Origin of the sequence: Arthrobacter sp. zg-Y40, from assembly GCF_020731535.1 — a bacterium.
GTDB lineage: Bacteria > Actinomycetota > Actinomycetes > Actinomycetales > Micrococcaceae > Arthrobacter_B.
The window spans coordinates 171,514-198,426 of sequence record NZ_JAJFZS010000001.1 but is presented as its reverse complement, the minus strand read 5'-3'; the positions used below and the strand labels follow the sequence as shown (position 1 = coordinate 198,426).

The following is a 26,913-nucleotide window of genomic DNA, read 5'->3' as shown; positions in this document are numbered from 1 at the left end:
GAAATCTCGGATAACCTTGACCGTCGGGTGCCTGCCCGGTTGGGGCGTACCGGAAATATACAGGAGTAAATGTGAACGTTGACCTCGTCGTCGTAGGGTCGGGCTTTTTCGGCCTGACCGTAGCCGAGCGCGCCGCCAAGGAACTGGGACTCAAGGTCGCTGTTCTGGACCGGCGCCACCACATGGGCGGCAACGCCTATAGCGAGAACGAAGCGCAGACGGGCATTGAAGTGCATCGTTACGGTGCGCACCTGTTCCATACCTCCAACGAGCGGGTCTGGGAATACGTCAACCGCTTCACCGGCTTCACCAACTACGTGCACAAGGTCTACACCAGCCACAAGGGCGAGGTGTACTCCATGCCCATCAACCTGGGCACCATCAACCAGTTCTTCCGCGCTTCCATGGGGCCGGCCGAAGCGAAGGCACTGATCCAGGAGCAGGCCGGCGAACTGGCCGGCACGAACCCGGCGAACCTTAACGACAAGGGCATTTCCCTTATCGGCCGCCCGCTGTACGAGGCATTCATCAAGTACTACACGGGCAAGCAGTGGCAAACCGATCCGAAGGACCTGCCGGCAGAGATCATCAGCCGGCTTCCGGTGCGCTACAACTACGACAACCGGTACTTCAACGACAAGTATGAGGGCCTGCCGGTGGACGGCTACACGGCATGGATCGAGCGGATGGCGGACCACCCCAACATCCAGGTGCACCTCAAGACGGACTTCTTCGACGACGGGCACGAGTTCTCCCGCAACAACACCGTGGGCCAGGTACCGGTCATCTATACGGGCGCAGTCGACCGGTACTTTGACTACGCCGAGGGGGACCTGTCCTGGCGCACCATTGACCTTGAAGAGGAAGTCCTGCCTATCGAGGACTTCCAGGGCACATCGGTCATGAACTACCCGGACGAAGACGTTCCCTACACCCGGATCCACGAGTTCCGGCACTTCCACCCCGAGCGGGATTACACCAAGGACGCCACGGTGATCATGCGTGAGTTCTCCCGGTTCGCGGAAAAGGGCGATGAGCCGTACTACCCCGTCAACACGGCCGCAGACCGCTCCAAGCTGCTGGCCTACCGGGACCTGGCCAAGGGCGAGAACTCAGTTCTGTTCGGCGGCCGGTTGGGCACCTACAAATACCTGGACATGCATATGGCCATCGGATCGGCGTTGTCAATGTTCGACAACAAGATCAAGCCCCACTTCACCGGGGGCGCAAAGCTGGAAAGCGGAGGAGTCGACGCGTGAGCAACGGCATAGTGGATGAGGCAGGCTACCTGCCCGGTATAACGACGGCACGTGCGGAGGACGCCAGCCCGGCGGCGCTGCGTGTGCTGCAGCGCGTTGTCCTGCCCAAAGACAAGGACCTCGACACCCTTCCCCTCTATATCGACAGCGATACCGGCAAGGGCGGACTGGACCCGGAGAGCAGGCGCCAGCGGGCACCGATCGCTGCTGCCGTCCGCAAGCTGCACCCCGAGGACATCCTCAGCCGGTCTTCGGTCCGTGTCCGCTCGGGCGAGCGTCTTTCCTTTGGCTCGTACTTCAACGCATTCCCTGCCAGCTACTGGCGCCGCTGGACCACCGTGGAGAGCGTCATCCTCCGGGTGGGCACCGTTGGCGAAGGAACGGTCGTGGTTTACAAGTCCAATGCCCGTGGTGCTGCCCAGCGCGTGGAGTCACGCCAGGTCACCGGCACCGAAAGCTCCGTCTTCGACCTCACGCTGGCTCCGTTCGGCGACGGCGGCTGGTACTGGTTCGACCTCATTGCGGACTCGGACGGCATGCGGCTGGAATCGGCCGACTGGAGCGCCGCATCCGACAAGCCGGCCGGAAGCGTCACGCTGGGCGTCACAACCTTCAACCGTCCCGATTACTGCCTGAACACCATCAAGGCCATCCAGTCCGACGCCGGCGTCCTCGAGATCCTTGACGAACTGATCATTGTGGACCAGGGCAACCAGAAGGTTGCCGACGAGGCCGGTTTCGACGACGTGGCCAAGGCTATGGGCAGCCAGCTGCGGATCATCATCCAGGGCAACCTGGGCGGATCCGGCGGCTTCGCCCGCAACATGAGCGAAGCGGTCAAGGAGGGACGTTCCGACTATGTGATGCTGCTCGACGACGACATCATCGTCGAAACGGAAGGCATCCTCCGGGCCGTGGCGTTCGCGGATATGTGCCGCAAACCCACGATTGTGGGCGGGCACATGTTCGACATGTACAACAAGTCCGTGCTCAACGCCTATGCCGAGGTAGTCAACCAGTACAAGTTCCGCTGGGGACCGGTGGAGGGCCTGGCCAACCACGACTTTGCGCTGGAAGGCCTGCGTTCCTCGTCCATCCTGCACCGCCGCTGGGATGCCGATTACAACGGCTGGTGGATGTGCCTGATCCCGACTCGGATCATCCGCGAGATCGGCCTGTCCTTGCCCGTTTTCATCAAGTGGGACGACGCCGAGTATTCCCTGCGTGCCCGATCCATGGGATACGCCACAGTTTCGCTCCCCGGAGCGGCAGTCTGGCACGTTTCCTGGGCCGATAAGGACGACTCCGTGGACTGGCAGGCCTACTTCCACGAGCGCAACCGGCTTATCGCCACGTTGCTGCACTCCCCGTATGCCAAGGGTGGACGTATCCTGCGCGAGAGCATGAACACGGATGTCAAACACTTGTTCTCGATGCAGTACTACCCGCAAAAGGCCCGCCTGATGGCCCTGCGCGATGTCCTTCAGGGACCCGAGAAGCTGCACGAATCGCTTCCGGCCATGATGCCGAAGCTCCGGGCACTGCGCTCGGAATTCACCGACTCCGTGGTCAAGCAGGATCCCGGTGCTTTCCCGGATCCGCACATGCGCAAGCCCCCGAAGAAGCCCATCAGCACTAAGTCACCGTCCCTGGTCTCCCTGGTTCCCTGGGCGGCCAAGACCATTTTGAAGCAGACCGTCCTTCCGGTTGCCCCGGAGTCGCGGGAAAACCCGCAGCTAGTGGTAGCAAACCAGGACAGCAAGTGGTGGGTCCTGTCCAAGCTGGACAGTGCCGTGGTGTCCAACGCCGACGGTACCGGTGCTTCGTGGTACCAGCGGGACCCGAAGAAGGTCCGGAGCATGCTGGCCGAAGCAGCGGGCCTCAAGGCGCAGTTGTTCGCAGAGTGGGAGCAGCTCAGCGCCCGTTACCGCGAGGCGCTGCCCGACATCACGTCCATGGAATCCTGGCAGCGGACATTTGATGAGAATCCTGGAAAGTAAGACAGCCACGGCGGGAATGCGCATGCAGGAAGAACTCATTGTTCCGGGCCAGCCCGGCAGCCTGAAGGACGTACTGCGGCACCGGTTCCTCCTGAAGCTTCTGGTCTCGAAGGAGCTCAAGGTCCGCTACCGCGGCTCCGTTCTTGGCTTGCTCTGGTCCTACGTCAAGCCGGGCATCCAGTTCCTGGTCTTCTACATCGCCCTGGGTGTGTTCCTGGGGCTGGAGCAGAGCCCGGCGAACCGGGACGGGCTGCCGAACTATGCGATCTATCTGTTCTCCGGGATTGTGCTGATCAACTTCTTCACGGAAGCCTTAGGTAATGCCTCGCGGTCCATTGTGGGGAACGGGGGGCTGATCAAGAAGATCTACCTGCCGCGGCAACTTTTCCCGGTTGCCTCGGTGTGGGTTTCCGGTGTGCACTTCGTACCGCAGATCGTAATCCTGATCGGCGCGTGCCTCTTCAACGGCTGGCGGCCGTCCCTGCTGCAGCTTGCCGCGGCAGCGGCCGGCTTCATCATCGTGGCCATGCTCGCCACCGGGCTGGGCCTGCTGTTCGGCGCCATCAACGTCTACTTCCGCGATGCGGAGAACCTTGTGGACATGCTGTTGATGGTTGCCACCTGGGCTTCCCCGGTTCTTTATTCCTGGAACATGGTGCAGTCCAAGCTGGGAGAGACCGTCTTCCACATCTACCAGCTGAATCCCATCACCGTCGGCGTGGAAACGTTCCATTACGCCTTCTGGCTTCCCACGACGGATAGTCCCGGGGCCATCCCGCCGCATCTGCTGTCCCTGTGGATCCCTGTCGCGCTGGTCGTTTCAGCAGCAGTACTGCTGCTTGGCCAGCTCGTTTTCCGTCGCCTTGAGGGCCGTTTCGCGCAGGAGCTGTGAACCGTGGCTAGTGCCATTGAAATCCATAACATCAACAAACAGTTCGTCCTGCGGCATACCCGCTCCATGAAGGAAGCCTTTGTATGGCTCGTCAAGGGGCGCAAGGGCGACCTTTCCGAGAAGTTCCATGCCCTCAAGGGGGTCTCGCTCAACGTTGAACAGGGTGAGACCGTAGCCCTGCTGGGCCTGAACGGCTCCGGGAAGTCCACGCTGCTGAAACATATTTCCGGCGTGATGCGCCCCGACAGCGGGACCGTGGGAACCCGCGGCCGCGTCGCCGGCCTTATTGAAGTGGGCGCCGGGTTCCACCACGACCTCAGCGGCCGGGACAACGTGTACCTGAACGGGGCGATTCTCGGTATGACCGAGGATGAGATCAACGAGAAGTTCGACTCAATCGTTGAATTCTCCGAAATCGGCCAGTTCATCGATACCGAGGTGAAGTTCTACTCCTCCGGCATGTACCTCCGCCTGGCGTTCTCGGTGGCGGTGCATACCGATCCTGAGGTCTTCCTCGTGGACGAGATCCTCGCCGTCGGAGATGAGCCCTTCCAGCGCAAGTGCATCGACAAGATCAAGGAGCTCGCGGGGGAGGGGAAGACGCTGGTAGTTGTCAGCCACGATCTTGACCTGGTTTCGCGTATCTGTGAGCGGGGAGTGCTCCTGGAACACGGTGAAGTGGTCATGGACGGGCCGGTACGCGACGTCGTTGACCGTATGCGCGGCAAAAGCTAGGCAAGGTACGGGGTACGCCACGAATAAGTACGAACGCTCAGTGCGAGTCTAAGGGAAGGCCCCGTCACCACGGTGACGGGGCCTTCCCTTTACCTGCTGCCGTGGATTCCCTGGCTTAGCCGCAGACCGAAATCCGGTAGAGTTTGGCGTCGCCCTCGGAATCGATGAGGTCAAAGCCTTCCCGGTTCCCGACATTCTCAGGACCGAGCGCATGGTTGCCGCCGTGGACTTCCCTGGAGCCGAAGTCCAGCACGTAGTAGCTGTTCAGGGAAGCAGCCTCATCGCAGATATCCGCGGACAGCGGCTCGTCGTCATTGAGTTCCTTCAGCAGCTCCTGGGCGGCCCCGGAGAGATCACCGTAGACGAACGGGGTCAGGGCCTTGCGGTCCGCCAACGCATAGACCAGCGAGGCTCCCGTCCACGGGCTGCCCACAACGGTGGCATCTTCGGGCACCTGATCGTCCACGCGTTCCAGCAGGGCCTGCTCATCGGTGGAAAGCAGCGCGCCGTCTTCCCGGAGGATGTAGGACTCGCTGCCGCGGACCTGTGCGGAGGTAATGTTCTGTCCCTGGACCAGCCAGGAGAGAACAGCAGCCCCGGCCACACCGAGGACGGCAGCAGCGGCGACGCTGTAGCGCGCGGTTCCGGCAAGGACAGCGGTGCGGCCGGCAACGACGTGCTTGACGCGGTCGGCCAGCCATTGGACGAGCGCCGTGCATCCGACGGCGGCGACGGCAATGGCGGGGATGGGCAGCAGGGAGGCAAGGCGGTACGAGTCGTTATACCAGACACCGACAACGGCCCACCGGAAGTCGCCTATTGGGCTGGAAGCCACAACGACGAAGAGTGCGCCGACCACTAGGAACGAACCCAGCGCCCACTGGTAGGTACGGCGCCGCACACACACCGCTATGCCCACAATTGTGCAGATCAGGACAAACCAACCAATGGGGCGGCCCTGGGGGGCGTTGGCGAGGGCCTCGCCAATGGCCTGCGCCTGGGTCTCGAAGGGTCCCCAGAAGGACGCTTCCTCCAACGGCCGCAGGTAGGTCCAGGCGAAGTACACAAGCGCCGCGTAGACGATAATGCCTCCTGCCGGGACGAGGTACCAGGCCGGAGCCCTGCCGGCGCGGTGCAGCACCTTCCCGGCGTGCACGAGGGCGTAGACGGCGGCGGGGGCGGCCATGCCCAGCAAGGACACCACCGAGCTGGGGTGGGCGAGTGCCATGCCGGGAATGACGCCGATCAGGGCGACGGCGGCCACCCATCCGCGGGGCGAGCCGTCGGCGTCCTGCCGCATGAGGGAGACAACCAGGCCCAGTGCGACGGGCAGTACGGCCAGTGACAGCGCATACGGGAAGAGGACACCGAAGTCGAGCATCAGGTAAGGGAAAGCAGCGAAACCGGTGGCCAGGACGCCGGTGACAATCAACGGGATAGGCCGGGTCCCCAGGACCCGTGAGGCCAGGAACATGGCGCCCAGGGGCCACATAAGGGCTGCGATGACGATATTGCAGATGTTTACCGCGACAGGGAGGCCGGCGCCGGTGAGCTGCATGAGCAGGACAACCATGTCGTGCCAGGCAGCCGGGTAAAAGGTGGGCGGCGTCTCGCTGCTGGTCATTCCGGAGATCAGCAGCGAGGAGGCATTTCCGGTGTCGAAGGCGTACCGGATGGCGTTGAGGTGGAAGATGTTGTCGTACGTCTGGGAGATGTTCTCCGGAGCGCCGAACATGTGCACCAGCCGGAACGCGAGGATGAACGCGGCGACGCCGAGTCCAAGCACCGCCGCAGCGGCGGTTACCCACGGGATGGAGCGGGGCTGCCCGGAAGGGATAACAGCCCGCAGCGTCCGCCGCCGGGTGCCGGCGGCGGTGCTGTCCTCCGTGCTGCCGCGTGCGCGGCGCGGCGCCAGCCGGACGAGGACGGCGACCAGAACTGTCAGTACGGTCATAGCCAGCAGGGAGACGATGTTCCAGCGGATACCGGCAAATCCGGCAACCACCGCACTGACTCCCGCCAGGGACACGGTGATGGCAGGGGCCGCGGCCCACATTGGAAGGCCTTTAAGGCCGATGGCGCGGGCCGCGGCCAGGCCGGGCAGAAAGAACACAGCGCAGGCTGCGATCAGGGTCGGTGCAGTCTGCCACCAAGACATGTGGTCGAGTCCTCTTATTTTTTATTTGGCGTGGGCGAGTTCAAGCAACGTCAGCAGGTATGACCCGTAGCCGCTCTTGACCAGGGGCTCGGCCCGCTGGCGCAGCTCGTCATCGGAGAGGAAGCCCAGGCGCCAGGCCACTTCTTCCGGGGCACCGATTTTCAGTCCCTGCCTGGCCTCCACCGTGCGGATGAAGTTCGATGCCTGGTTCAGGGAGTCGAAGGTGCCGGTGTCCAGCCAAGCGGTGCCGCGGGGGAGGATATCCACCTGGAGTTTCCCCCGCTCCAAGTAGACACGGTTGAGATCGGTGATTTCCAGTTCCCCGCGGCTGGAGGGCTTCAAATCGCGCGCAATATCCACTACGTCGTTGTCGTAGAAGTACAGGCCGGGCACGGCATAGTTGCTCTTGGGGCGGACCGGCTTCTCTTCCAGGGACAGTGCCCGCCCTTCGGCGTCGAACTCCACCACGCCGTACGCCGTCGGGTCGGCCACCCAGTAGCCGAAGACGGCGGCGCCGTCGATGTTCCTGAAGCGGCGGAGCTGGGTGCCCATGCCGTGTCCGTAGAAGATGTTGTCGCCCAGGACCAGCGCCACCGGCTCGTTGCCGATGTGCTCGGCGCCCAGCACGAAGGCCTGGGCAAGGCCATCCGGTGACGGCTGCTGGACATAGGTGAGGTTCACGCCGAACTGGGAACCGTCTCCCAGAAGCCGCTGGAACTGCTCAGCGTCGTGCGGGGTCGTGATAATCAGGATGTCCCGGATGCCTGCCAGGATCAGGGTGGACAGCGGGTAGTAAATCATCGGCTTGTCGTACACGGGCACCAGCTGTTTGCTGATTCCGAGGGTAATGGGGTGCAGCCGGGATCCGGTTCCGCCGGCCAGAATTATTCCACGCATGGCGTAATCATCCCCCAGGCCATATGGGCGGACAAAATCAGCTGCGTCCCGCGAGTCGGCCGGGAGCGGCCGGCCGGGCAGTCTGTCCGGTATTCTGGTCCGTGGACTCCGCTGGCTTCCCGCCGCTGCGAAGCCGGTACGGAAGCCAGTGAAGAAGCAGCGCAAGCCAGCGCAGAAGCCAGTACATAATCATTGCGCGGCCGCCGTCCGCCCGTGAAGCGGCCCGTCCGCCCCCGTGAGAACCGAAGTTAGGTCTGTTTTGGAGAGAAAGCCTGCAGGACCGAAGCCCGAAGAGGCGACCATCGGCGCGTCTTCCGCTGTTGGAGTCGGCTCTGCCTCACTGGTCTCAGCGGTGGTCGGGTATGTGGTGCTGCTTTTGGCCGCCCGCGTCCTGGACCAGGAGTCCAACGCCGTGTTCCTGACTTTTTGGTCTTTCCTTTTCCTGCTGTTCGGCATTCTCGGCGGCATTCAGACGGAAACCACGCGCGCATCGAATCAAAGCAGATTAACGCCGCCAAATCCGCGTAACCCGCAGATGGGATTTATCGCCTTATCCATTGGTGCCGGTACGGCCGCACTTCTCGCGCTTTCCTCGCCCTGGTGGGGCGCGCTGATCTTCGGCGGATATTCGGGGCTGGTCACCGTTGTATGCATCGCCGCGGCCGTCTACTCGGGCCACGCGGCCTTGATGGGTTCACTGGCCGGGCAACAGCGCTGGGGCACCTATTCAAAGCTCATTCTTTCGGAATCCGTGCTCCGGCTGGCCGGGGTGGGCCTGGTTGTCCTGATCGGGTCCTCCGTAGCGGGCCTGGCCTGGGGGGCCGCTGCCGGCGCTGCCGCGTGGCTGTTCTTCGTGCTGTTTTCCAAATCCGCCCGGCAGTCCTTTGTCCGGCGGGCGGACATTGGGGTCGGCGCTTTTTACAAGACGCTCGGTTATGCCTGCCTTGCCGGCGCTGCCAACGCCGCGCTTGTGGTCGGTTACCCGATCCTGCTGCGCGTCTCCACACCCGACCAGGAGTACCTGTCCTCGGCAGCCCTGCTTATGGCGCTGTCGCTGACGCGTGCGCCGCTGCTGATCCCGCTGAACGCGTATCAGGGCGTGGCGATCTCGCATTTTGTTTCCCGCCGCACCCGCGGGATCAAGGCCATCCTGCCCATCCTTGGCGTCGTCCTGGGCGTGTCCGTCCTGGGTGCTGTACTGGCCTGGCTCGTCGGACCCTTCCTGATGACCCTCCTGCTGGGGCCGTCCTACGGCATGTCCGGCGCAGTACTGGCGGCGCTGACGTTCGACGCCGGCCTGCTGGGGCTCCTGACCATCACCGGGGCGCTGGCCATCGCCTCCGGCAAACACCGCGCCTTTTCCGCCGGGTGGGTGGCCGCTACGGCCATATCCCTTGGACTGCTGTGGCTGCCGCTCGACATCCAAACCAAAACCGTGCTCAGCCTGGCCGCCGGCCCGCTGGCGGGCGTGCTGCTTCATTCATTTTTCATTGCCCGTTCCATCGGGCACAACAAGGAGGCCGCTGTCCTCCGAGTATCGGAGGACAACTAATGCCAGCCCCGGAAAACATCCGCGTCAGCGTCTGCATGGCCGCCTACCGCGGCGAGGCTTACATTAAGGAGCAGATCGATTCGATCCTGGCGGAGCTGGGACCCGACGACGAGCTGATTGTTGTAGACGACGCATCCGGCGACGGCACGGCGGGCATAGTTGAGGCCTTTACCGGCGACGCCCGGGTCCGCCTGGTGCGCAATGAGCACAACATGGGTTATGTACGCACCTTTAACCGCGCCGTCGGGCTGGCCCGCGGGAAATACCTGTTCCTCTCCGACCAGGACGACGTCTGGATGCCCGGCCGGGTGCAGCGCATGCTTCACGCGCTGCAGGACTCTGCCGTGGTGGCCACGAACTTTGCGATCCTGGGGCAGGACGGCTCAGGGAAGCGCACCGTGCTGCGCAGCCGTGACAGCACGCACAACATCCGGAACATATTCGCCGTCCTCGTGGGGTACCGCCCCTACTTCGGCTGCGGCATGGCCATCCGTGCGGACGCGCTTGACCTGTTTGCCCCTGTGCCGTCCTTTGTCTTCGAATCCCACGACCTGTGGCTGGCCCTGACGGCCAACGCATCCGGTCAGATGGTGCACCTTGACGAGCCGACGCTGTACCGGCGGCTCCATGACAACAACGTCACTCCGTCCACCCGGCGTCCGCTGGCTAAGATCCTCAGGGCCAGGATCATGGCCTTCCGGATGCTCGGCGAAGCGCTCAGGCGGCGCAGCGCGAACCCTGGCATCCGCCGCCGGCCCGGCTTCTGAGCCCGGGCGCCGCCAACGGGCCCGATTCGAAGCCCAATTGCCAGCAGGTACGCTAGTGGCATGCAAAAACTCCTTGTCACCGGCGGCGCCGGCTTCATTGGTTCGAATTTCGTGCACTACGCCCTGGACAACACGGATGCGCACGTAACGGTCCTTGATAAGTTCACCTACGCCGGCAACCGCCGGTCACTGGCCGGGCTGCCGGAGGACAGGTTCGCCCTGGTGGAAGGTGACATCTGCGACGCCGCGCTGGTAGACGGGCTGGTGGCCAACGCCGACGTCGTGGTGCACTACGCGGCGGAGTCCCACAATGACAATTCGCTCCATGATCCGCGGCCGTTCCTGGACACCAACATCATCGGCACGTACACGCTGATTGAAGCCGCACGCAAGCACGGGACCCGGTTCCACCACATCTCCACCGATGAGGTCTACGGCGACCTGGAACTGGACGATCCCGAACGCTTCACCGAGTCCACGCCTTACAACCCGTCCAGCCCGTACTCCTCAACGAAGGCCGGCTCGGACCTGTTGGTCCGCGCCTGGGTGCGTTCCTTCGGCCTGCAGGCCACGATCAGCAACTGCTCGAACAACTACGGCCCGTACCAGCATGTGGAGAAGTTCATTCCGCGGCAGATCACCAACGTGATTGACGGCATCCGCCCCAAGCTTTACGGGGCCGGGGAAAATGTCCGGGACTGGATCCACGCAAATGATCATTCGTCGGCAGTGCTCACGATCATCGAGAAGGGCGAGATTGGGCAGACCTACCTGATCGGAGCCGACGGCGAACGGAACAACAAGGAAGTTGTTGAGCTGATCCTCAAGGAAATGGGCCAGCCCTCGGATGCCTACGACCAGGTTATCGACCGTCCGGGCCATGACCTGCGCTACGCCATTGACTCCTCCCGGCTGCGCCGCGAGCTGGGTTGGACGCCCCGGTTCTCCGATTTTGAGCAGGGGCTGGCGGACACAGTGAAGTGGTACCGCGACAACGAAGACTGGTGGCGGCCGCAGAAGTCCGAGACTGAAGCCAAGTACAAGGTACAGGGGCAGTAGAACCATGGAACTCACGTTCTCCAAACCGCTCAAGGCCCACACGACGCCGATCCCCGGCGTCGTGCTCTATGACCTGCCCGTGCACGGCGACAACCGCGGGTGGTTCAAGGAAAACTGGCAGCGCGAAAAGATGGTTGCCCTCGGCCTGCCGGATTTCCGGCCGGTGCAGAACAACATTTCCTTCAACGAGAAGGCAGGCACCACGCGCGGCATCCATGCCGAGCCGTGGGACAAGTTCATCTCCGTGGCCACCGGCCGCATTTTCGGTGCCTGGGTGGACCTGCGCGAGGGCCCGTCCTTCGGTACCGTCTTCACGGCCGAGCTGGACCCCAGCCAGGCGATCTTCATCCCGCGCGGAGTGGGCAACGCCTTCCAGACCCTGGTGGACAACACCGCATATACGTACCTGGTCAACGACCATTGGAGCGCCGACGCACAGGGCCAGTACACGTTCCTGAACCTGGCGGACCCTTCGTCTGCGATCGCCTGGCCCATCCCGCTGGAACAGGCCGAGCTCTCGGACAAGGACCGCATGCACCCGGTCCTTTCCGACGTCGTGCCGATGCCGGCGAAAAAGATCCTGGTGCTTGGCGCTAACGGCCAGCTTGGCCAGGCGCTGCGCCAGGCATACTCCGGCACCCCCACCGTCGAGTTTGCCGGCCGGTCCGAGTTCGACCTGACCGATCCGGATGCCTTCTCCGGCCGGAACTGGCGCAACTACTCGGCCATCATTAACGCCGCGGCGTACACCGCCGTCGACGAGGCGGAGACCCCTGAGGGGCGCCGCGGGGCCTGGGCCGCGAACGTTTCCGCCGTCGCCAAGCTGGCGGAAGTTGCCGAGGCCAACGGGATCATCCTTGTCCATGTCTCCAGCGACTATGTCTTTGACGGCACGCGCCCGGTCCACACGGAGGACGAGCCGTTCTCCCCGCTGGGAGTGTACGGCCAGACGAAGGCGGCAGGCGACGCCGTCGTGGCTGCGGTGTCCAGGCACTACATCATCCGCACAAGCTGGGTTATCGGTGCCGGCAAGAACTTCGTGGACACCATGGCTTCCCTGGCAGAACGCGGGATCAGCCCCACCGTCGTGGATGACCAGATAGGCAGACTCAGCTTCACACAGGACATCGCCGCGGGCATCGTGCATCTGCTGGAAACCGGGGCGCAGTTCGGCACCTATAACCTCAGCAACACCGGTGAGCCGCGTTCCTGGGCTGAGATCGCCCGCAGCGTGTTCGAACTCAACGGGCGCAGCGCAGCAGACGTAACCGGCGTGAGTACAGAGGAGTATTTTGCCGGTTCTGCTGCCGCTGCACGCCCGGCCAACAGCACCCTGGACCTGTCCAAGATTGTTGACGCCGGGTACCGGCCGCGGGACATGGACGAAGCGCTTAAGGCCCACACGGCCGCAACACGGCAACGCCAGGGCTCGTAGATTTAGAGATATGGAATACTAATACGGTGAATCGCACTTGGATAGTCATCCCCATGTACAACGAAGCCACGGTAGTTGGCTCGGTGATCGAGGGACTTCTTCCGTATTTCCCCAACGTAGTATGCGTCGATGACGGAAGCCGGGACGGGTCCCAGGAGGTCGCCCGCGCGGCCGGCGCCGTTGTGGTCCAGCATCCGATCAACCTCGGCCAGGGAGCTGCTCTGCAGACGGGTATCTCCTACGCGCTCCAGGATCCGGACATGGACTGCGTCGTGACGTTCGACGCGGACGGCCAGCACCGGGTTGAGGACGCCATTGAGATGGTCAAGCGCGTGCAGAACGGTGAGGCCGACATAGTGCTCGGCTCTCGGTTCCTGGACGACCGCACACAGATTTCCTCCATGAAGCGGCTTGTGCTGAAGACTGCGGCCATCCAGATGCGGATGGCCACCGGGCTTCGGCTGACCGATGCGCACAACGGCCTGCGGGCGTTTAACCGCAAGGTGGCCGGCGGGTTCGACATTACGCAGAACCGCATGGCACACGCGTCCGAACTGATCCACCAGCTGGCCAAGATGAAACCGGCCTACGTTGAGCATCCGGTGGAGATTATCTACACGGATTACTCCAAAGCCAAGGGGCAGTCCCTGCTGAACTCAGTCAATATCCTCGCCGAACTCCTCTTCAAATAAACGAACAAGGTATCCCGTGCTTCCAGTCGTACAAACAGTTCTCGTACTCGCCGTAGTACTGATCTCCCTCGTTTTGATGCGCGGGGGAACCAACGCCCGCCACTTGGCGATCCGTCGCATGCTGGTGGTGGTGTTCGCAGCCGGTGCCGCCTTCTCGATCTTCTTCCCCGAACTGCTGACCGCTGTAGCCAATTTCCTGGGCATCGGGCGGGGCACCGACTTGGTCCTGTACGCCACGGTTGTTTCCTTCCTGGTATTTATGGCTACGACGTACCAGCGTTTCCGCCAGCTTGAAGTTTCCCTCACCCGACTCTCACGCCGCGTGGCACTGGATGATGCCGAGCGGCCGTGGGAAGGCGCGTGACGGAAAGGGCCGAACCGGCCCGGACCGGACCCGTTTACGGGCAGAAATTCAACAAGAACAACAGCCTGAACCTCATCCGCCTGGTGCTCTCGGCAATGGTGCTCTTTGCCCATGGCTTCTATCTGGCCGGACTGGGACACGGTCCCGAGATCTCCGGGGAGAACCTGGGCGGATGGGCCGTAGCCGGATTCTTCACCATCAGCGGCTACCTCATCACCGCCAGCCGGTTCTCCAACAGCTTCGGTACCTACCTGACCCACCGGGTGGCGCGGATCTATCCGGCGTTCATAGTCTGCCTGCTGGTAACGGTGCTGGTATTCGCGCCCATCGCCTATGTGCAGCAGAACGGTGGCCTCAAGGGATACATGAGCACGGAGACCACTCCGCTGCGGTTCCTGTTCTCCAACATGTTCCTGAAGATGAACGTCTACGACGTTTCCTACACGCCCGCGAATGTGCCCTTCGCAGGATCCTGGAACGGATCACTGTGGAGCCTGTACTTCGAGTTCCTGTGTTATCTGATGATCGGTTTCCTCGGCTTGTTCGCCGTGGTTCGCCGTTCCCCGTGGCCTATGATTGCTGCCTTCGCCGTCAGCGTGGCAGTCTACGCCAACCTTGAGGCCTTGGCTCCATACCTGTCGACCTCCGATTTCCAGCTGCTTGCCAGGCTTGCGCCGTTCTTCCTGGGCGGGGCGGTCATCCGGCTGCTGTCGCCGTGGATAGGGCTCCATTGGGCCGCGGGCCTCGCTTCGCTGGTCCTGAGCCTGGCGTTGATCCTGTTTGTGCCGGTCTGGGGAGGCCAGTTGGCCTCTCCGCTTATTACCTACTTCATCCTGTGGTTCTCCACGGTGCTGCCTTCGCCGCAGCTCATCAAGGACAACGACATCTCGTACGGTTTCTACATCTATGCCTGGCCGGTACAGCAGCTGCTTGCCATGGCCGGGTTGCACGAGGCCGGAATTGTGCTATTCGATCTGGGCGCCGTTGCCGGAACCGCCGTCCTGGCCGTTTTGAGCTGGCTGCTGGTGGAACGGCCGGTCATGGAACGGGTGCGGAAAAGCGGAGCCAAGGGCTTTACCGCCAAGCAGTTGCCTGCCACGGTGTAGCCCCCTCCCGTCGCGGCGCAAGGGGCGGACAGGCGCAAGGATGCGCAAACAAGAATGGGAGCCCTCCGTGGAGGGCTCCCATTCTTATTTGCACTTCTTTGTCTTTTCGGATCCGTCCCGGCTACCCGGGGCCCAGGCCTAGAGCTGGTCTTCGATCCAGGTTGCGAGGATCTGGATGCCCTCTTCCAGCGAGTAGCGCGGCTTCCAAGGCAAAGCGGCCTTGGCAGCCTCGACGTCGGCCCAGGCATGGCGTACATCGCCCTGCCGGAACTGCTCAGTGACGTGCGGAGCGGGCGCGCCGTAGAAGCGCGCAATCAGCTCTGCGGCAGTGCGGATGGTCTGGAACTCGCCTGAACCGATGTCCAGCGGCTGATCGGACACAGTTGCCGAGGTGGCCGCTGCCACGAGGGCGCTGGCGACGTCATTGATCAGGACAAAGTCGCGGCGGACCTCGCCGTCTTCGTACAGCGGGATGGACTTGCCTTCGCGGGCAATCCGGCAGAACAAAGACATGATGCCGGTGTAGGAGTTGATCAGGGACTGGCCCGGTCCGTAGACGTTCTGCAGGCGCAGGACTGCGATTTCCACGCCGAAGGACTTTGCCCAGGAGAGCAGGATGTGCTCCTGGGCCAGCTTGGTGGCGCCGTAAACACTCACAGGAGCGGGGAAGACCTTTGCGGCAGTCATCGCGACAGGCACGGCGTTGGGGAAGTCCCACTGGTGCCGGGAGAGGATCTCGTTCGAGCGCTGTCCGGGGTAGAACAGTTCGCCGTCCGCTTTCTGCCACGCACCTTCACCGTAGACGGCGCGGCTGCTGGAGAGCACGATTCGACGGGGGCGGGCGTCGTGCCGGTTCAGGCCGTCCAGCATCTGCGTGGTGCCCACTACGTTTGTGTTGCCGTGGCGGGTGGATTCCTCCAGGGACTGCCCGGTGCCTGTTTCGGCTGCCAGGTGGATCACGACGTCGGGCCGGACCTCGGAGAGTACCTTGTCCCAGGTTTCGGCGAGCGTGATGTCGGCGACGATCAGCTCCGCACCCTCCGCCAGGGCGGCCGGGCGCTCGGACGTTGCGTGGATCTGCGGGTGGAGCATGTCCACCACAACCACGCGCTGGAAGTTCCGGGTCAGCTGTTCGGAGATGGCGCAGCCAATGAACCCGGCCCCTCCGGTGACCAGGACGGTCTGGTTAGATGCCTCAATGGGTGAACTGCTCACTATCTGATGCCTTTCTTGGCGGATCGATGAAGCTTCGGCGGCCAGCCGGACGCTAGGCGCCGAATGCGTGGCGGATGACGGTTTTGAGGGCCCGGGTGCTGCGGATGGCAGCGGCCTGCGGAAGCAGGGACAGGGCATGTGCGCGGGAAAGCAAGCGCATGCGGGCGGCACGCGCGGCCCGCGGCCAGCCCTTCTCCAGGGTCAGCTGCCGGGCGATGGCCGCGTACTCGCGGTCGCCCCGGAAGCGGCTGCCGTCCAGCAAGGTCGCGGCGGAGGCGCTGGCAGAGTGCCGGCGGTAAGAGAAGGCCAGGGTGGGGACGTATAGCAGGGATTCGTCGCGCAGTGCCATATCGATGACGAGGGCAAGGTCCTGGACAATGGGCAGCCCGTCGCGGAACTCGACCTTCATCACGCTGTCCCGCTTGAAAGCGAGGGACGGCCAGTAAAGCCAGTTTCCGCGCAGCAGGCTGACCGCAAGGTCCTCGCCGCTGAGCACGACGGGGGACTCGGTCCGCGGTGACGCGATGCGGTCCTTGACCGCGTCGGCCAGGGATTTGACCACTGCACCCGTCTCGTCGATGACCTGGACCCCGGGCTGGATGATGGCGGCCTCGGGGTGGTCCTTGTGGGCCTGCTGTATGAGGCTGACGTAGTTCGGGTGCATCACGTCATCGCAGCCCATCAGCACTACCAGCTCAGCTGTGGCCATGGACAGGCATGTGCGGTAGTTCTCCGTGATGCCCTGGTTCGTCTCATTGCGGACGTAGTGGACGCGCGGGTCCTTCAGCGAGGCGAAGTATTCCGGAACCGTTTCATCGGGGTAGCAGTCGTCCACCACCGTCAGCTCCCAGTTGGGGGAGTCCTGGGCGAGGACGCTCTCCACGGCTTCCCGCAGCAGAGCAGGATCGCCCCAGAAGGGCAGGAATATTTCCAATGTCATGAGTGCTTTCCGGTTGAGAATTTTGCGGCCCGAGGGCCCCAGCATCCGGCGTGGGCCGGGCTTTCACAAGAATTAACAATAGGCCATTGGTCCGCGGCACCCGTTTGGGCGGGCTCCGGCCTCACCGGAAATCCACCGCCAACCCGGTACGCGTGTCCCAGGAAATCGTTCCGCCTTCGAAAGTCTGGGAGCAGGACGTGGTGCCGCACGTCTCTTCCGAGAGGGGGAACCTGAACTGGCCGTACTGTGCCCCGTACTGGCGCCACAGGCTGCCAATGGCGGTGGAACTGTAGACGCCGTGGGCACCGGCCACGGTGGACCACAGAACGTCTCCGTGCTGGAAGGACTGCCAGCAGGCAACGGCTCCGCAGAACTCGTCCGAGGTGGGGTAGCCCATCCGGCCCTTTCCGCCGCCCAGTGACTGCCAGCGGGAGGTGATTGCATTGTTGTAGGCGGGCCAGGAACCGGACTCCGAGGTCCAGTAGATGGTCCCGTTTACGAAGCGCTGCTGGCAGGCAGAGCCCTCGCAGCTTTCGTCAGCCAGCGGGTAGGAGAGCCTGCCGTTTTCGGCTCCGCCGCGCTGCCAGGTGCTTCCGATTCCACTGCCGGTACGGACGACGGCGGCCGCAGTGGCCGTGTTGGCTGCCAATACCAGTCCGCCGCTGAACTGCTGCCTGCATCCGGTGGTGGCCGTACACATGGTGGCCGGGGAAACCGGGTTGCCAAGGCGTCCGGCCGAGGCACCTTCACCCGTCCATTTCTTGAAGATGGGCCGTGAGGTTGCCCAGGCCCCGGACGCAGGCGTCCAGACCACCAGCCCGGTGGAGAAGGCCTGGCTGCAAATCGTTCCTTCGCAGGACTCTTCGCCCTTCGGGATCCCCAGGGCGGAGTTCCGGCCACCCATGGCCATCCATGTGGTTCCGATTGCTGAGCGGTAGACAGCGTATGTGGTGCCGGCCGTGTCCTGGACCAGGTCACCGCCCTGGAAGCTCTGGGTGCAGACGCCCCAGGAGCAGGCTTCATTCCCGGTGGGGTAACCCAGCCGTCCGTTCTGCCCGCCGCGGCTCTTCCAGGCGGCACTGATTTTTCCGTCCCGCACGGACGCCACACCTGAAGAAGCGGTCCAATAGATCATGCCGGTGTCAAAGGTCATGGTGCAGACGGTGGTGCCGCAGGTCTCTTCGCTGCGGGGGTAACCGAGGATTCCGGCCCCGCCGCCCTGTTGCCGCCAGAGCTGACCGATGGCCGTGCGGAAAACCTGTACGTTGCCCGTCGACTGCTGCCAGTACACCTCGCCGCCCTCAAAGCCCTGCTGGCAGACAGTAGTGCCGCAGGATTCGTCCGTGGTGGGGAACCCCAGCCTGCCGGTGACATTGCCCTGGTTCCACCAGAACGAGCCGATTCCGGAGTTGTATACGGCTTGGGCCCCGGTCCACGAGGTCCAGAAAATGGAGCCGCCCTGGTACATCACGAAGCATCCGGAGCCCCCGGCGAGGGAGCAGTCCTTAGCGCGGGTGAGGGCGCCGAGCCGGCCGGACGAGCCGCCGAGCTGGCTGTACTTTGCAGTGATCGGATCCTGGGACCCCCCGGCGAATGCCGCAAGCTCCGCTTCCCCGGCGTACCAGACATTTGAATCACCCACGAACGGACCGGTGGAAGAGAACTGCCAAATGGCGTAGCGGCCCCATCCGTTGGGCAGCGGGCCCACGTCCTTCGCGTAGGACGCGATGTGCAGGGAATGGTCGGAGAATGCACCGGTGTTGCCCGTGCAGCGGCTCCACCAGTCGGTGGTGGTGTAGATGACCGGCAGACGGCCGGTTCGGGCCTGCACAACCTGCGAGAAATCGTAGACGTATTGGGTCATGGACGCCGGACCCATGTTGTAGCAGGTGTCGCCCAAGCTCGGATAGGGGTTGTATTCGATGTCCAGGAGCGGGGGGAGAGTCCGCCCGTCAGCCGTCCACATACCGCCGTTGTCCAGGAAGAAGTTGGCATCGCCGGCGCCGCTGCCGGGGGTGGGGATGGCAAAGTGGTAGGCGCCGCGGTACATGCCTACGGAACCGGCACCGGCGTATTGGCTCTTGAATTCCGGGTTGCGGTAGTACTGGCCTTCCGTGGCCTTTGCATAAGCGAATCGGGAGCCTTGGTTCCAGGCTGTGCGCCAGTCAACGGTCCCTTGGTGGCTGCTTACGTCCATGCCGAGGATGCCGCTCGGCTGGAACGCCGCAGTGGTGATGTTAGCGGCGGCAACCGCGTTGTTTGCCTGCGCGGCTGCCCCCGGCAGGGAGGCCGGGCCGGCGCCGGCGGGGGGCACCGCTTCGGAAATGTCCTCACCGTTCTTGGCCCGCTCCACCAGGTCGGTTTCTTCAGCAGTGGGAACCTGGGGGTCACCGGTTTCGATCAGCCGTTCCAGGCCCTGACCCATGCGCGCGCCAAGCGGTCCGACCTCTTCCTCAAGGGTCGGCGGCAGCTCCCCGGCGGTCAGGCCGGGCGCGCCGTCCGTGGGCAACCCTTCGGAGTCGGGCACCTGCTGCGGAGTCGCAGCCGGGCTGCTGCCTGTGGTGTCCGGGTCCTCCCCGGCCGGGGCCTGCGTTGCCGGCGGCTGCACCGGGACTGCGGTTTGCGCGGGCGCGGTTTCCGCCGGGGAGGTCTCCGTGGTCAGGGCATGGGCCGGCAGCGTTCCGGTTGCCATAGAGGCGGCCAGGAGGGTACTTGCTATCCAGCGGAAGGCTGCGGATGATGTCACTGGAACTCCCGGTGTGGCTGTGCTTATCAGCATCAGTTATTGAGTGCGGCGGCTGGAGCAGACGAAATGTGAGCGAGCCGGGGTAAGTGGCTATTGATGCCACTGTGGCGTTGTGAAGCCGAACATAGTCTAGGGCAAGCCACAACCGGCATCCGGCATTTCGGTTTCGGGAACGGCGGATTCCATTTGGTGCTGCTTACAGCAGCAGCCCGGGAGCCGATAGGGAAAGATGCAGGTCCGACAGCAGGGACCGCCTACGGATCAGGAGGAAGTATGTTGCGTTTGAGGATCTCCGCAACGGCCGTCTTCCTGCTGACGGCGACACTCGCTGTTGCCGTGCCCTCCCAGGGGGCCGGGACAACGGCCATCGATACGCTCTACCAGGCGCAGGGTGGCTCCGCAGGCGCGCTGGGCGCGGTTAGGGACAAGGAGCGGTGCGGCTTGCGGGCCGGAGGTTGCTTCCGGGCCTATGAACACGGCTCGGTCTACTGGTCCCCGCAGACCGGCGCCCAACCGGTACAGGATCCTTTGGCCGCGACGTGGCACCGACTGTCCGCGCAGGACGGTGCCCTGGGCTATCCGGTCAGAGCCATGGGATGCTCCCATGGAACCTGCAGCCAGGACTTTGAACGCGGGAGTCTCGCGTGGACGGCTGATACGGGCACGGTCGCCTCGCAGGACACGGACGACCCTGCCAGCATTTTCGTCCTCGTGAACAAACAGCATGCCCTTGCCCCAGCCGATTACCGGCCGGAGGACCTTGTCTCGGTGGATGGTTCCAGCCTGCGCGCAGAGGCGGCGGAAGCATTCGGAGCAATGCAGGCGGCCGCCGCGAAGGAAGGCGTGGGCCTGAAGATGGTGAGCGCCTTCCGTTCCTTTGACACGCAGTCCTCGCTCTACCGGGGCTATGTAGAACAGCACGGCTCGGAGCAGGCAGACACCTTCTCTGCCAGGCCCGGCTTCAGCGAACACCAGACCGGGCTGGCCCTGGACATAGCTGATGCGGGGGGAACCTGCACCCTGCAGGCCTGCTTTGAGTCGACCGCCGCAGGAACGTGGGCGGCATCGAACGCGTCCGACTACGGTTTCATCATCCGCTACCCGGCCGGTTCGGAGGCCGTGACGGGCTACTCCTACGAACCCTGGCACCTGCGTTACGTCGGGGTGTCTGCAGCCTCTGCACTTCGCACGGACGGGATTGCGACCTGGGAGGAATTCCTGTCCCTGCCGCCGGCACCGGGGTACTGAACAGGTGCACCCGAAAAGTGTGTGGCTACGAAAGCACATGCCGCAGCAGCGCGGCTGAGCTGTGCAGGCGGGACCTGGTCAACAGGGCCCGAGGGTGGGCGAGGGACGCAAGCAGGACGGTGGCAGCGTTCAGCCGGGAGGTCCAGTGCACCCGGGCCGCAAACGCGGCGCGGTCCCAATGACAATCCGCAAACCGGCTGGCCTGCGAGCGGAAATAGGAGCGCTCCTCCCGGAACCGGCTGCCGTCCAGTGCGCGGACAGCGGAATCCGAGGCCTTATGCCTGCGGTAGTGGAAAACCACCTCGGGAGTAATCACGATGGAACCGTCCTCGGCCGCGATATCGATCAGCAGTGCCAAATCCTGAACTACATTGAACTCCGGACGGAATCCGATGCGGGCAATCACGTCCCGCCGCCAGGCAATCGACGGAAAATAATGCCAGGGGGCGTGAAGCAGTGAGACGGCCATGTCTTGGCCTCGCAGGACAAGGGGCTGCTCGGACCGCGGAGCCGTAAGGGTCTTGACCCTGTCCGTGAGCGAATGGGTGAGGCGACCGGCGCCGTCGATCACGCGGACTCCCGGCTGGACGGCGGCCGCCTGTGGGAACTCGCCTAGGGTGTTGAGGATCTGCTCCAGATACTGCGGCAGCATGATGTCGTCACCGCCCATCATCACCACCACCGGTGCTTCGGCCAGGGACAGCGACCGCCGGTAGTTCGCGTTGGCGCCCAGATTAGTTTCGTTGCGCAGATAGGTCACGCGGGTATCCGCCAGGTTGGCGAACCAGCGGGCCGGCTCCTCATCGGGATACCGGTCATCTATGACGGTCAGCCGCCAATCCGGGTTTGATTGTCCGACGACGCTCCGAACGGCCTCTTTCATCAGCTCCACATCGCCGTAATACGGAAGAAGAACGTCGACTGCATGCATAGAAGGAATTCCTGTCTGTGCCTGTGCCTGCCACGTCTGCAGCCGATTGAGAGCAGCGTCCCATGCGTCCCAACAACGGTACCGGCGGCCCCGGGGCGGGTCAAGGGAAGGAGGAACCGCAGCCTGCGGCCGGTGCTTTATCCACAGCCCAAGCGGCACTCTCGCCAGCCGAAGGAAATGCCCCTAGTCTCGCCGCTCATACGTCGGGTTGGGCGCAGCGTCATCTTCACTCAATGCGGCAGAGGGCGCAGAAGCCGGTGACCGGCGCGGCACAACACGGGGGGAGAAGCATGGACGCCATGCGGATCGTCGAGGACGAGGTGCGCGAGCTCATCCGCGTGCGCGGCCTGGACCCGCAGGAACAGGTCAATGAAGTACGGCGTTTGGTGGACGCGGCCGTGTCGGACTACGACGAACGTTCCCTGCTGGGATCGCTGCCCCCGCTGGGCCGGCTGGACAGCGTCCGGCAGCAGGTGTTTGATTCGGTGGCTGGCTTCGGCGTGCTGCAGCCGCTGCTCGATGACCCGGGCGTGGAAGAAATCTGGATCAACTCGCCCACGGAAATCTACCTGGCCCGGGACGGCCGGTCCGAACTGACCTCACTGTCGCTTACACCCGAGCAGGTGCGGCTGCTGGTGGAGCGCATGCTGAAGTCCTCCGGGCGCCGCCTGGACCTTTCCTCGCCATTCGTGGACGCCGCCCTGCCGGACGGCTCCCGCCTGCACGTGGCCATTCCGGATGTCACCAGGCGCCACTGGGCAGTGAACATCCGCAAATTCGTGGCCCGGGCGCGGCGCCTGGAGCATCTGGTGGAGCTTGGCACATTGTCCGCGCCGGCGGCCCGCTTCCTCGGGGCCGCTGTCGGCGCCGGACTGAACATCCTTGTCTCCGGGGCCACGCAGGCCGGCAAAACCACCATGCTCAACTGTCTCGGTGCCTCCATCGGGCCAAGGGAACGGATAGTGACGGTGGAGGAGATCTTCGAGCTGCAGCTGCCGCTGCGCGACGTAGTGGGCCTGCAGTGCCGGCAGGCAAACCTGGAAGGCGAGGGCGAGATTCCGCTGCGACGGCTGGTCAAAGAGGCACTGCGCATGCGCCCGGACCGCCTGATCGTGGGAGAAGTCCGGGAAGCGGAGAGCCTGGACATGCTGATTGCGCTGAATGCCGGGCTTCCCGGCATGTGCACCATCCACGCCAACAGTGCCCGGGACGCCGTTACTAAGCTATGCACTCTTCCCCTTCTGGCAGGCAGCAATATTTCCAGTGCCTTCGTGGTTCCCACGGTTGCCTCCTGCATTGACCTGGTGGTCCACTGCGCACGGACACCGTCGGGACGTCGGGAAGTCACGGAAGTGGTTGCGCTGGGCCGCCGGGTGGAAAGCGGGGTCATCGAAACGTCGTCGGTATTCTCCCGCACCGGCGGCGGGCAACTGGCCGCGACCGCGTCGTCCATGCCGGCTGCGGAGAAGTTCGCCCAGGCAGGGATCGATGTGGCCGCATTACTGGAGGCCCGGGCATGAGCGCTGCTGCCGGGCTGTGCCTCGGGCTGGGGCTGCTGCTTTTGTGGCAGTCCTGTTGGAACCGTGGACCGGCTCCAGCGCGGCGCCGAACCGCGCGCGTTGAGGAACTCCTGCGCCAGGCAGGTATTGAACGGGTCAGTGCGGCAGGGCTGCTGGCCACCTGCGCGGGCACGGGAGCGGTGGTGCTGGCCGGGTTCTTCATCGTTACCCTGTCCCTGCCGATTGCCGCCTGTTTCGGTCTCTTTGGGGCCGGGCTGCCTTACACACTGGTACGGATGCAGGCCCGGCGCAGGCGGGCTTCGCTGGCCGAGCTGTGGCCCGACGTCGTTGACCACCTCCGCTCGGCGATCCGGGCCGGGTTGCCGCTTCCGGAGGCACTCATCCAGTTGGCGGACAACGGGCCCGGCGAATTGCGCGGCTACTTCCGTGCCTTCGCGGCCGATTACCGCTCCGCAGGGGATTTCGAGGATGCGCTGAACCGGCTGAAGGACGCGCTGGCTGATCCGGTCGCAGACCGTATTGTCGAGGCCCTGCGGATCACCCGTCAGGTGGGCGGCACGGATCTGGGACGGTTGCTCGGTACCCTGGCCGGTTTCCTGCGGGAGGACGCCCGCACGCGGAGCGAGCTGCTGGCGCGGCAGTCGTGGACGGTCAACGCGGCCCGTCTGGCAGTGGCGGCGCCGTGGGCCGTGCTGCTGCTGCTGGCCGCCCGGCCGGAAACAGCGGCCGCCTACAACACCGGTGCCGGGGCTGCGGTGTTGGCGGCGGGTATGGCGGTCTCGATCCTTTGCTACCGGCTGATGCTGCGGATCGGCGCCCTGCCTGAAGATGTAAGGGTGCTGCGGTGATGCCCGCCGGCCCCTTGGCCGTACTGGCCGGTGTCCTCCTGGGGTTCGGACTCCTGCTGCTGGCCGCCAGGCTGCCGGCGGCGCGGGGCACCTCCTTTGCCGAGCGGGTGGAACCGCACCTGCGCTCAGTCACGCCGGCCTCCCGCTTGCTGTCGCAGGGGGAAATCACCCCTTTCGGCACCCTGGAACGTATTCTGCGGCCGGTGCTGCGGGACACGGTCCGGCGCCTGAACAGGCTTTCCCCGGCCAACGGCCCCCTGGCCGTGCGCCTGGAACAGGCCGGCGGCCAAAAGTCGGTCCTGGACTTCCGGGCGGAACAGGTTCTGTGGGCCGGGGCAGGGTTGCTGGCCGGAGGGACGGCCGGTGTGCTGCTGGCGGGGAGCGGGCGTATCGGAGCGTTTTCCGTGGTGGCGGGCACGGCAGCGTGTGCCGCTGCCGGTTTCCTGCTGCGTGATTACGTGCTGACTCAGCGGATCAAGCTCCGCAATGCCCGGATCCTGGCGGAGTTTCCGAGCCTCGCCGAAATGATGGCGCTCGCAGTGGGCGCGGGGGAGAGTGCGGTTGGTGCACTTGAACGGGTCTCTGCTGCGGCCCGGGGCGAACTGGCCGGGGAGTTCCGCAAAGTCCTCGCCCAAACCAGGTCGGGGATCCCCCTCACCGAAGCGCTGCAGGACTTTTCGAACCGGATCCGGCTGGCGCCGCTGAGCCGGTTCGCGGACGGCGTGAGCGTGGCGGTGGACCGGGGCACCCCGCTAGCCGACGTTATGCGTGCCCAGGCCCAGGATGTGCGGGACGCAGCCAAGCGCGAACTGATGGAAACGGCCGGCAAGAAAGAGATCGGCATGATGGCGCCGGTGATTTTCGGCATTCTTCCCCTGACCGTCCTGTTTGCCGTGTTCCCCGGGCTCGCGCTGCTGCGCCTGGGGCTATAGGCAGCCGGTGAGGGAAGTACAAGAGGCAGACGGATTCGAGCAAAGGACTCAACATGGCACAACGCCAGAGCAGGCACCGGGACAGCACGCGCGAACCGGTGGAAGCGTGGAAGACGGTAGTAGCCGTTGCGGCGGGATGGTGGTACCGGTTGGTGCAGCAGTTCAAGGCGGCCGCTGCTCCCGCCGACCGGGAGCGCGGAGACGTACCGGGCTGGGTGATGATCACATTGATGTCCGCCGTCCTGGTCGCCGGACTCCTCGTGGTAGTCCAGCCTGCCCTGGAACGGCTCTTCGACTCCGCCATGGAACAGGTGCAGCCATAGCCCGGCAGGCAGCCCGGGAAGCGACGTCCGGAGCGCGGGAGCAGGGTTCTGCAGTGGTGGACTTCGTGATGGTGGGGGCGCTGGTAAGCCTCATGTTCATGGCGGTCATCCAGCTGGCACTGGTACTGCACGTGCGCAACACCCTTATCGACGCAGCTGCCAGCGGGGCGCGCTACGGCGCCCTCGCGGACCGTTCCACGGCCGATGGGGCAGAACGGACATCCGGGCTGATTGAAGGTGCCTTGGGCGGGGAGTATGCCGCTGACGTGAGAAGCAGCGAGACGGTGGTGGACGGTGTTCGGATGCTGGAAATCACGGTGCGGGCACCCCTGCCGGTGATCGGGTTGATCGGTCCGCAGGACGGGATAGAGGTCACCGGCCATGCGCCTTCACGCTGACCGCGGGCCGGCGCCTGCGCCAACGCCGGCGGACACCGAAGCCGGCAGCGCCGTCGTCGAATTCATCTTCCTTGGCCTGCTCCTGATGGTTCCGGTGGTCTACTTGGTGATGGCCGCGGGGCAGGTCCAAGCCGCTTCCTTTGCCGCCGTCGGCGCTGCGGACGCCGCCGCGAAGGTTTATGCCTCAGCTCCCGGGACCGCGGCGGCGGAGCAGCGTGCCGGGGATGCTGCCGAACTGGCACTCGGCGACTTCGGCCTGCCGGCGGAAGCGATGCGGATTCAGATCAGCTGCCCGGCCCAGTGCCTGCAGCCCGGCTCGACAGTCACCGTCCGTGTGCAGGTGGATGTTCCGCTGCCCGGGCTGCCCTGGCCCGGCGCCTCGGCAGTGACCGTGGACTCCGAATCCACCCAGGTCGTGGAGCGCTTCGGATGAGGCATGCCGCCCGCCGGGGGAGCGGAGACGAGCTGGGACAGGTGGGAGTACTGATCATCGGGTATGCCCTGCTCACCCTGCTGACCGTCACAGTGGTGATGGCAGCGTCCTCCGTGTATATCGGACAGAAGAAGCTGCTCTCCGCCGCCGACGGAGCAGCTGTAGCGGCAGCGGACACGTTCTCGCTGGGGGAACCTTCGGCCGGAGCAGGGCCTGCAACGGTGCTGGATCCCGATGCCGTACGCGCCGCGGCCCGCAGCTACCTGACCGACACACGGGCGCACGAACGGCTGCCCGGCCTGGCCGTAGAGGAGGAAACCGGCACGGCGGACGGCCGGACCGCACACGTGGTGCTGACCGCACGGGTGCATCCGCCGATCGTGAATTTCCTGGTGCCGGAAGGAATTACCGTTACGGCGGTCAGTGAGGCGCGGGCCCGCCTGCTGCAATGAGGAAAGGCAGC

At 64.4% G+C, this 26,913-nt stretch carries 25 protein-coding genes; 19 read left to right on the top strand and 6 right to left on the bottom strand.

The genetic code is table 11. The features are described 5' to 3' along the window. The first annotated feature begins 71 nt into the window (after positions 1-71). Genes glf through LJ754_RS00895 form a run of 4 tightly spaced genes read left to right on the top strand, consistent with a single transcriptional unit; the run spans position 72 to position 4,886 of the window. Positions 72-1,259, top strand: coding sequence for a UDP-galactopyranose mutase (gene glf, locus LJ754_RS00910; protein ID WP_227924967.1), 1,188 nt, complete (start codon positions 72-74; stop codon positions 1,257-1,259). Further along, complete coding sequence (locus LJ754_RS00905; protein WP_442860297.1) at positions 1,256-3,259, top strand: glycosyltransferase; 2,004 nt, start codon at positions 1,256-1,258, stop codon at positions 3,257-3,259. The genes glf and LJ754_RS00905 overlap by 4 nt, the downstream gene beginning before the upstream one ends. A gap of 22 nt (positions 3,260-3,281) precedes the next feature. Further along, complete coding sequence (locus LJ754_RS00900; protein WP_227924966.1) at positions 3,282-4,151, top strand: ABC transporter permease; 870 nt, start codon at positions 3,282-3,284, stop codon at positions 4,149-4,151. A 3-nt stretch (positions 4,152-4,154) separates the two neighbouring features. After that, on the top strand, positions 4,155-4,886 hold the full coding sequence (locus LJ754_RS00895) for an ABC transporter ATP-binding protein (protein ID WP_227924965.1): 732 nt from the start codon (positions 4,155-4,157) through the stop codon (positions 4,884-4,886). 115 nt (positions 4,887-5,001) lie between these two features. On the opposite strand, the gene LJ754_RS00890 is transcribed toward LJ754_RS00895, so the two are convergent. Beyond that, on the bottom strand, positions 5,002-7,044 hold the full coding sequence (locus tag LJ754_RS00890) for a DUF6541 family protein (protein WP_227924964.1): 2,043 nt from the start codon (positions 7,042-7,044) through the stop codon (positions 5,002-5,004). Between the two features lie 21 nt (positions 7,045-7,065). Next, positions 7,066-7,941: a glucose-1-phosphate thymidylyltransferase RfbA gene (gene rfbA, locus LJ754_RS00885; RefSeq protein ID WP_227924963.1), complete on the bottom strand. Its 876-nt coding sequence runs from the start codon at positions 7,939-7,941 to the stop codon at positions 7,066-7,068. A gap of 259 nt (positions 7,942-8,200) precedes the next feature. Between rfbA and LJ754_RS00880 the strand changes: the two genes are divergently transcribed. From LJ754_RS00880 to LJ754_RS00850, 7 genes are read left to right on the top strand one after another with little or no spacing between them, the layout of a single operon-like run. Continuing rightward, positions 8,201-9,493 (top strand): lipopolysaccharide biosynthesis protein, encoded by a 1,293-nt coding sequence (locus LJ754_RS00880; protein ID WP_227924962.1) that lies wholly within the window; start codon positions 8,201-8,203, stop codon positions 9,491-9,493. Then, positions 9,493-10,260 carry a glycosyltransferase family 2 protein gene (locus LJ754_RS00875; protein WP_227924961.1) on the top strand — a complete coding sequence of 256 codons (768 nt, stop codon included), beginning with the start codon at positions 9,493-9,495 and terminating at the stop codon, positions 10,258-10,260. Before LJ754_RS00880 ends, LJ754_RS00875 begins: the two co-directional genes overlap by 1 nt. A gap of 60 nt (positions 10,261-10,320) precedes the next feature. Continuing rightward, complete coding sequence (gene rfbB, locus LJ754_RS00870; protein WP_227924960.1) at positions 10,321-11,319, top strand: dTDP-glucose 4,6-dehydratase; 999 nt, start codon at positions 10,321-10,323, stop codon at positions 11,317-11,319. Between the two features lie 4 nt (positions 11,320-11,323). Continuing rightward, positions 11,324-12,754 (top strand): sugar nucleotide-binding protein, encoded by a 1,431-nt coding sequence (locus LJ754_RS00865; protein WP_227924959.1) that lies wholly within the window; start codon positions 11,324-11,326, stop codon positions 12,752-12,754. A gap of 26 nt (positions 12,755-12,780) precedes the next feature. Further along, a complete protein-coding gene (locus LJ754_RS00860) occupies positions 12,781-13,446 on the top strand; it encodes a glycosyltransferase family 2 protein (RefSeq protein ID WP_227924958.1) in 666 nt (221 codons plus the stop codon). Positions 13,447-13,462: 16 nt separating this feature from the next. After that, positions 13,463-13,810 (top strand): DUF2304 domain-containing protein, encoded by a 348-nt coding sequence (locus tag LJ754_RS00855; protein ID WP_227924957.1) that lies wholly within the window; start codon positions 13,463-13,465, stop codon positions 13,808-13,810. Next, complete coding sequence (locus LJ754_RS00850; RefSeq protein WP_227924956.1) at positions 13,807-14,916, top strand: acyltransferase family protein; 1,110 nt, start codon at positions 13,807-13,809, stop codon at positions 14,914-14,916. The genes LJ754_RS00855 and LJ754_RS00850 overlap by 4 nt, the downstream gene beginning before the upstream one ends. A 138-nt stretch (positions 14,917-15,054) precedes the next feature. Here the strand turns inward: LJ754_RS00850 and LJ754_RS00845 are convergent, their stop codons facing one another. The 3 genes from LJ754_RS00845 to LJ754_RS00835 all read right to left on the bottom strand — a co-directional run bounded on the left by LJ754_RS00845 (position 15,055) and on the right by LJ754_RS00835 (position 19,763). Then, a complete protein-coding gene (locus LJ754_RS00845) occupies positions 15,055-16,131 on the bottom strand; it encodes an NAD-dependent epimerase/dehydratase family protein (protein WP_227924955.1) in 1,077 nt (358 codons plus the stop codon). A gap of 52 nt (positions 16,132-16,183) precedes the next feature. Continuing rightward, positions 16,184-17,071 (bottom strand): glycosyltransferase, encoded by an 888-nt coding sequence (locus tag LJ754_RS00840; RefSeq protein WP_227924954.1) that lies wholly within the window; start codon positions 17,069-17,071, stop codon positions 16,184-16,186. A 121-nt stretch (positions 17,072-17,192) separates the two neighbouring features. Continuing rightward, on the bottom strand, positions 17,193-19,763 hold the full coding sequence (locus LJ754_RS00835) for a GH25 family lysozyme (protein ID WP_227924953.1): 2,571 nt from the start codon (positions 19,761-19,763) through the stop codon (positions 17,193-17,195). A gap of 336 nt (positions 19,764-20,099) precedes the next feature. Here LJ754_RS00835 and LJ754_RS00830 point away from each other — a divergent pair, with 336 nt between their 5' ends. Beyond that, entirely contained in the window at positions 20,100-21,065 is a 966-nt protein-coding gene (locus LJ754_RS00830; RefSeq protein WP_227924952.1) for a D-alanyl-D-alanine carboxypeptidase family protein, read from the top strand. Positions 21,066-21,090: 25 nt separating this feature from the next. Here the strand turns inward: LJ754_RS00830 and LJ754_RS00825 are convergent, their stop codons facing one another. Beyond that, positions 21,091-21,996: a glycosyltransferase family 2 protein gene (locus tag LJ754_RS00825; protein WP_227924951.1), complete on the bottom strand. Its 906-nt coding sequence runs from the start codon at positions 21,994-21,996 to the stop codon at positions 21,091-21,093. 290 nt (positions 21,997-22,286) lie between these two features. Here LJ754_RS00825 and LJ754_RS00820 point away from each other — a divergent pair, with 290 nt between their 5' ends. Genes LJ754_RS00820 through LJ754_RS00790 form a run of 7 tightly spaced genes read left to right on the top strand, consistent with a single transcriptional unit; the run spans position 22,287 to position 26,902 of the window. Next, positions 22,287-23,516 (top strand): CpaF family protein, encoded by a 1,230-nt coding sequence (locus LJ754_RS00820; RefSeq protein ID WP_227924950.1) that lies wholly within the window; start codon positions 22,287-22,289, stop codon positions 23,514-23,516. Then, entirely contained in the window at positions 23,513-24,364 is an 852-nt protein-coding gene (locus LJ754_RS00815; RefSeq protein WP_227924949.1) for a type II secretion system F family protein, read from the top strand. Before LJ754_RS00820 ends, LJ754_RS00815 begins: the two co-directional genes overlap by 4 nt. Then, complete coding sequence (locus LJ754_RS00810) at positions 24,361-25,296, top strand: type II secretion system F family protein (protein WP_442860296.1); 936 nt, start codon at positions 24,361-24,363, stop codon at positions 25,294-25,296. Before LJ754_RS00815 ends, LJ754_RS00810 begins: the two co-directional genes overlap by 4 nt. A 53-nt stretch (positions 25,297-25,349) precedes the next feature. Beyond that, on the top strand, positions 25,350-25,619 hold the full coding sequence (locus tag LJ754_RS00805; protein WP_227924947.1) for a hypothetical protein: 270 nt from the start codon (positions 25,350-25,352) through the stop codon (positions 25,617-25,619). 53 nt (positions 25,620-25,672) lie between these two features. Then, complete coding sequence (locus tag LJ754_RS00800; RefSeq protein WP_227924946.1) at positions 25,673-26,017, top strand: TadE/TadG family type IV pilus assembly protein; 345 nt, start codon at positions 25,673-25,675, stop codon at positions 26,015-26,017. Beyond that, a complete protein-coding gene (locus LJ754_RS00795; protein WP_227924945.1) occupies positions 26,001-26,450 on the top strand; it encodes a hypothetical protein in 450 nt (149 codons plus the stop codon). The genes LJ754_RS00800 and LJ754_RS00795 overlap by 17 nt, the downstream gene beginning before the upstream one ends. Next, on the top strand, positions 26,447-26,902 hold the full coding sequence (locus tag LJ754_RS00790) for a hypothetical protein (RefSeq protein ID WP_227924944.1): 456 nt from the start codon (positions 26,447-26,449) through the stop codon (positions 26,900-26,902). Before LJ754_RS00795 ends, LJ754_RS00790 begins: the two co-directional genes overlap by 4 nt. Positions 26,903-26,913: the final 11 nt, after the last annotated feature.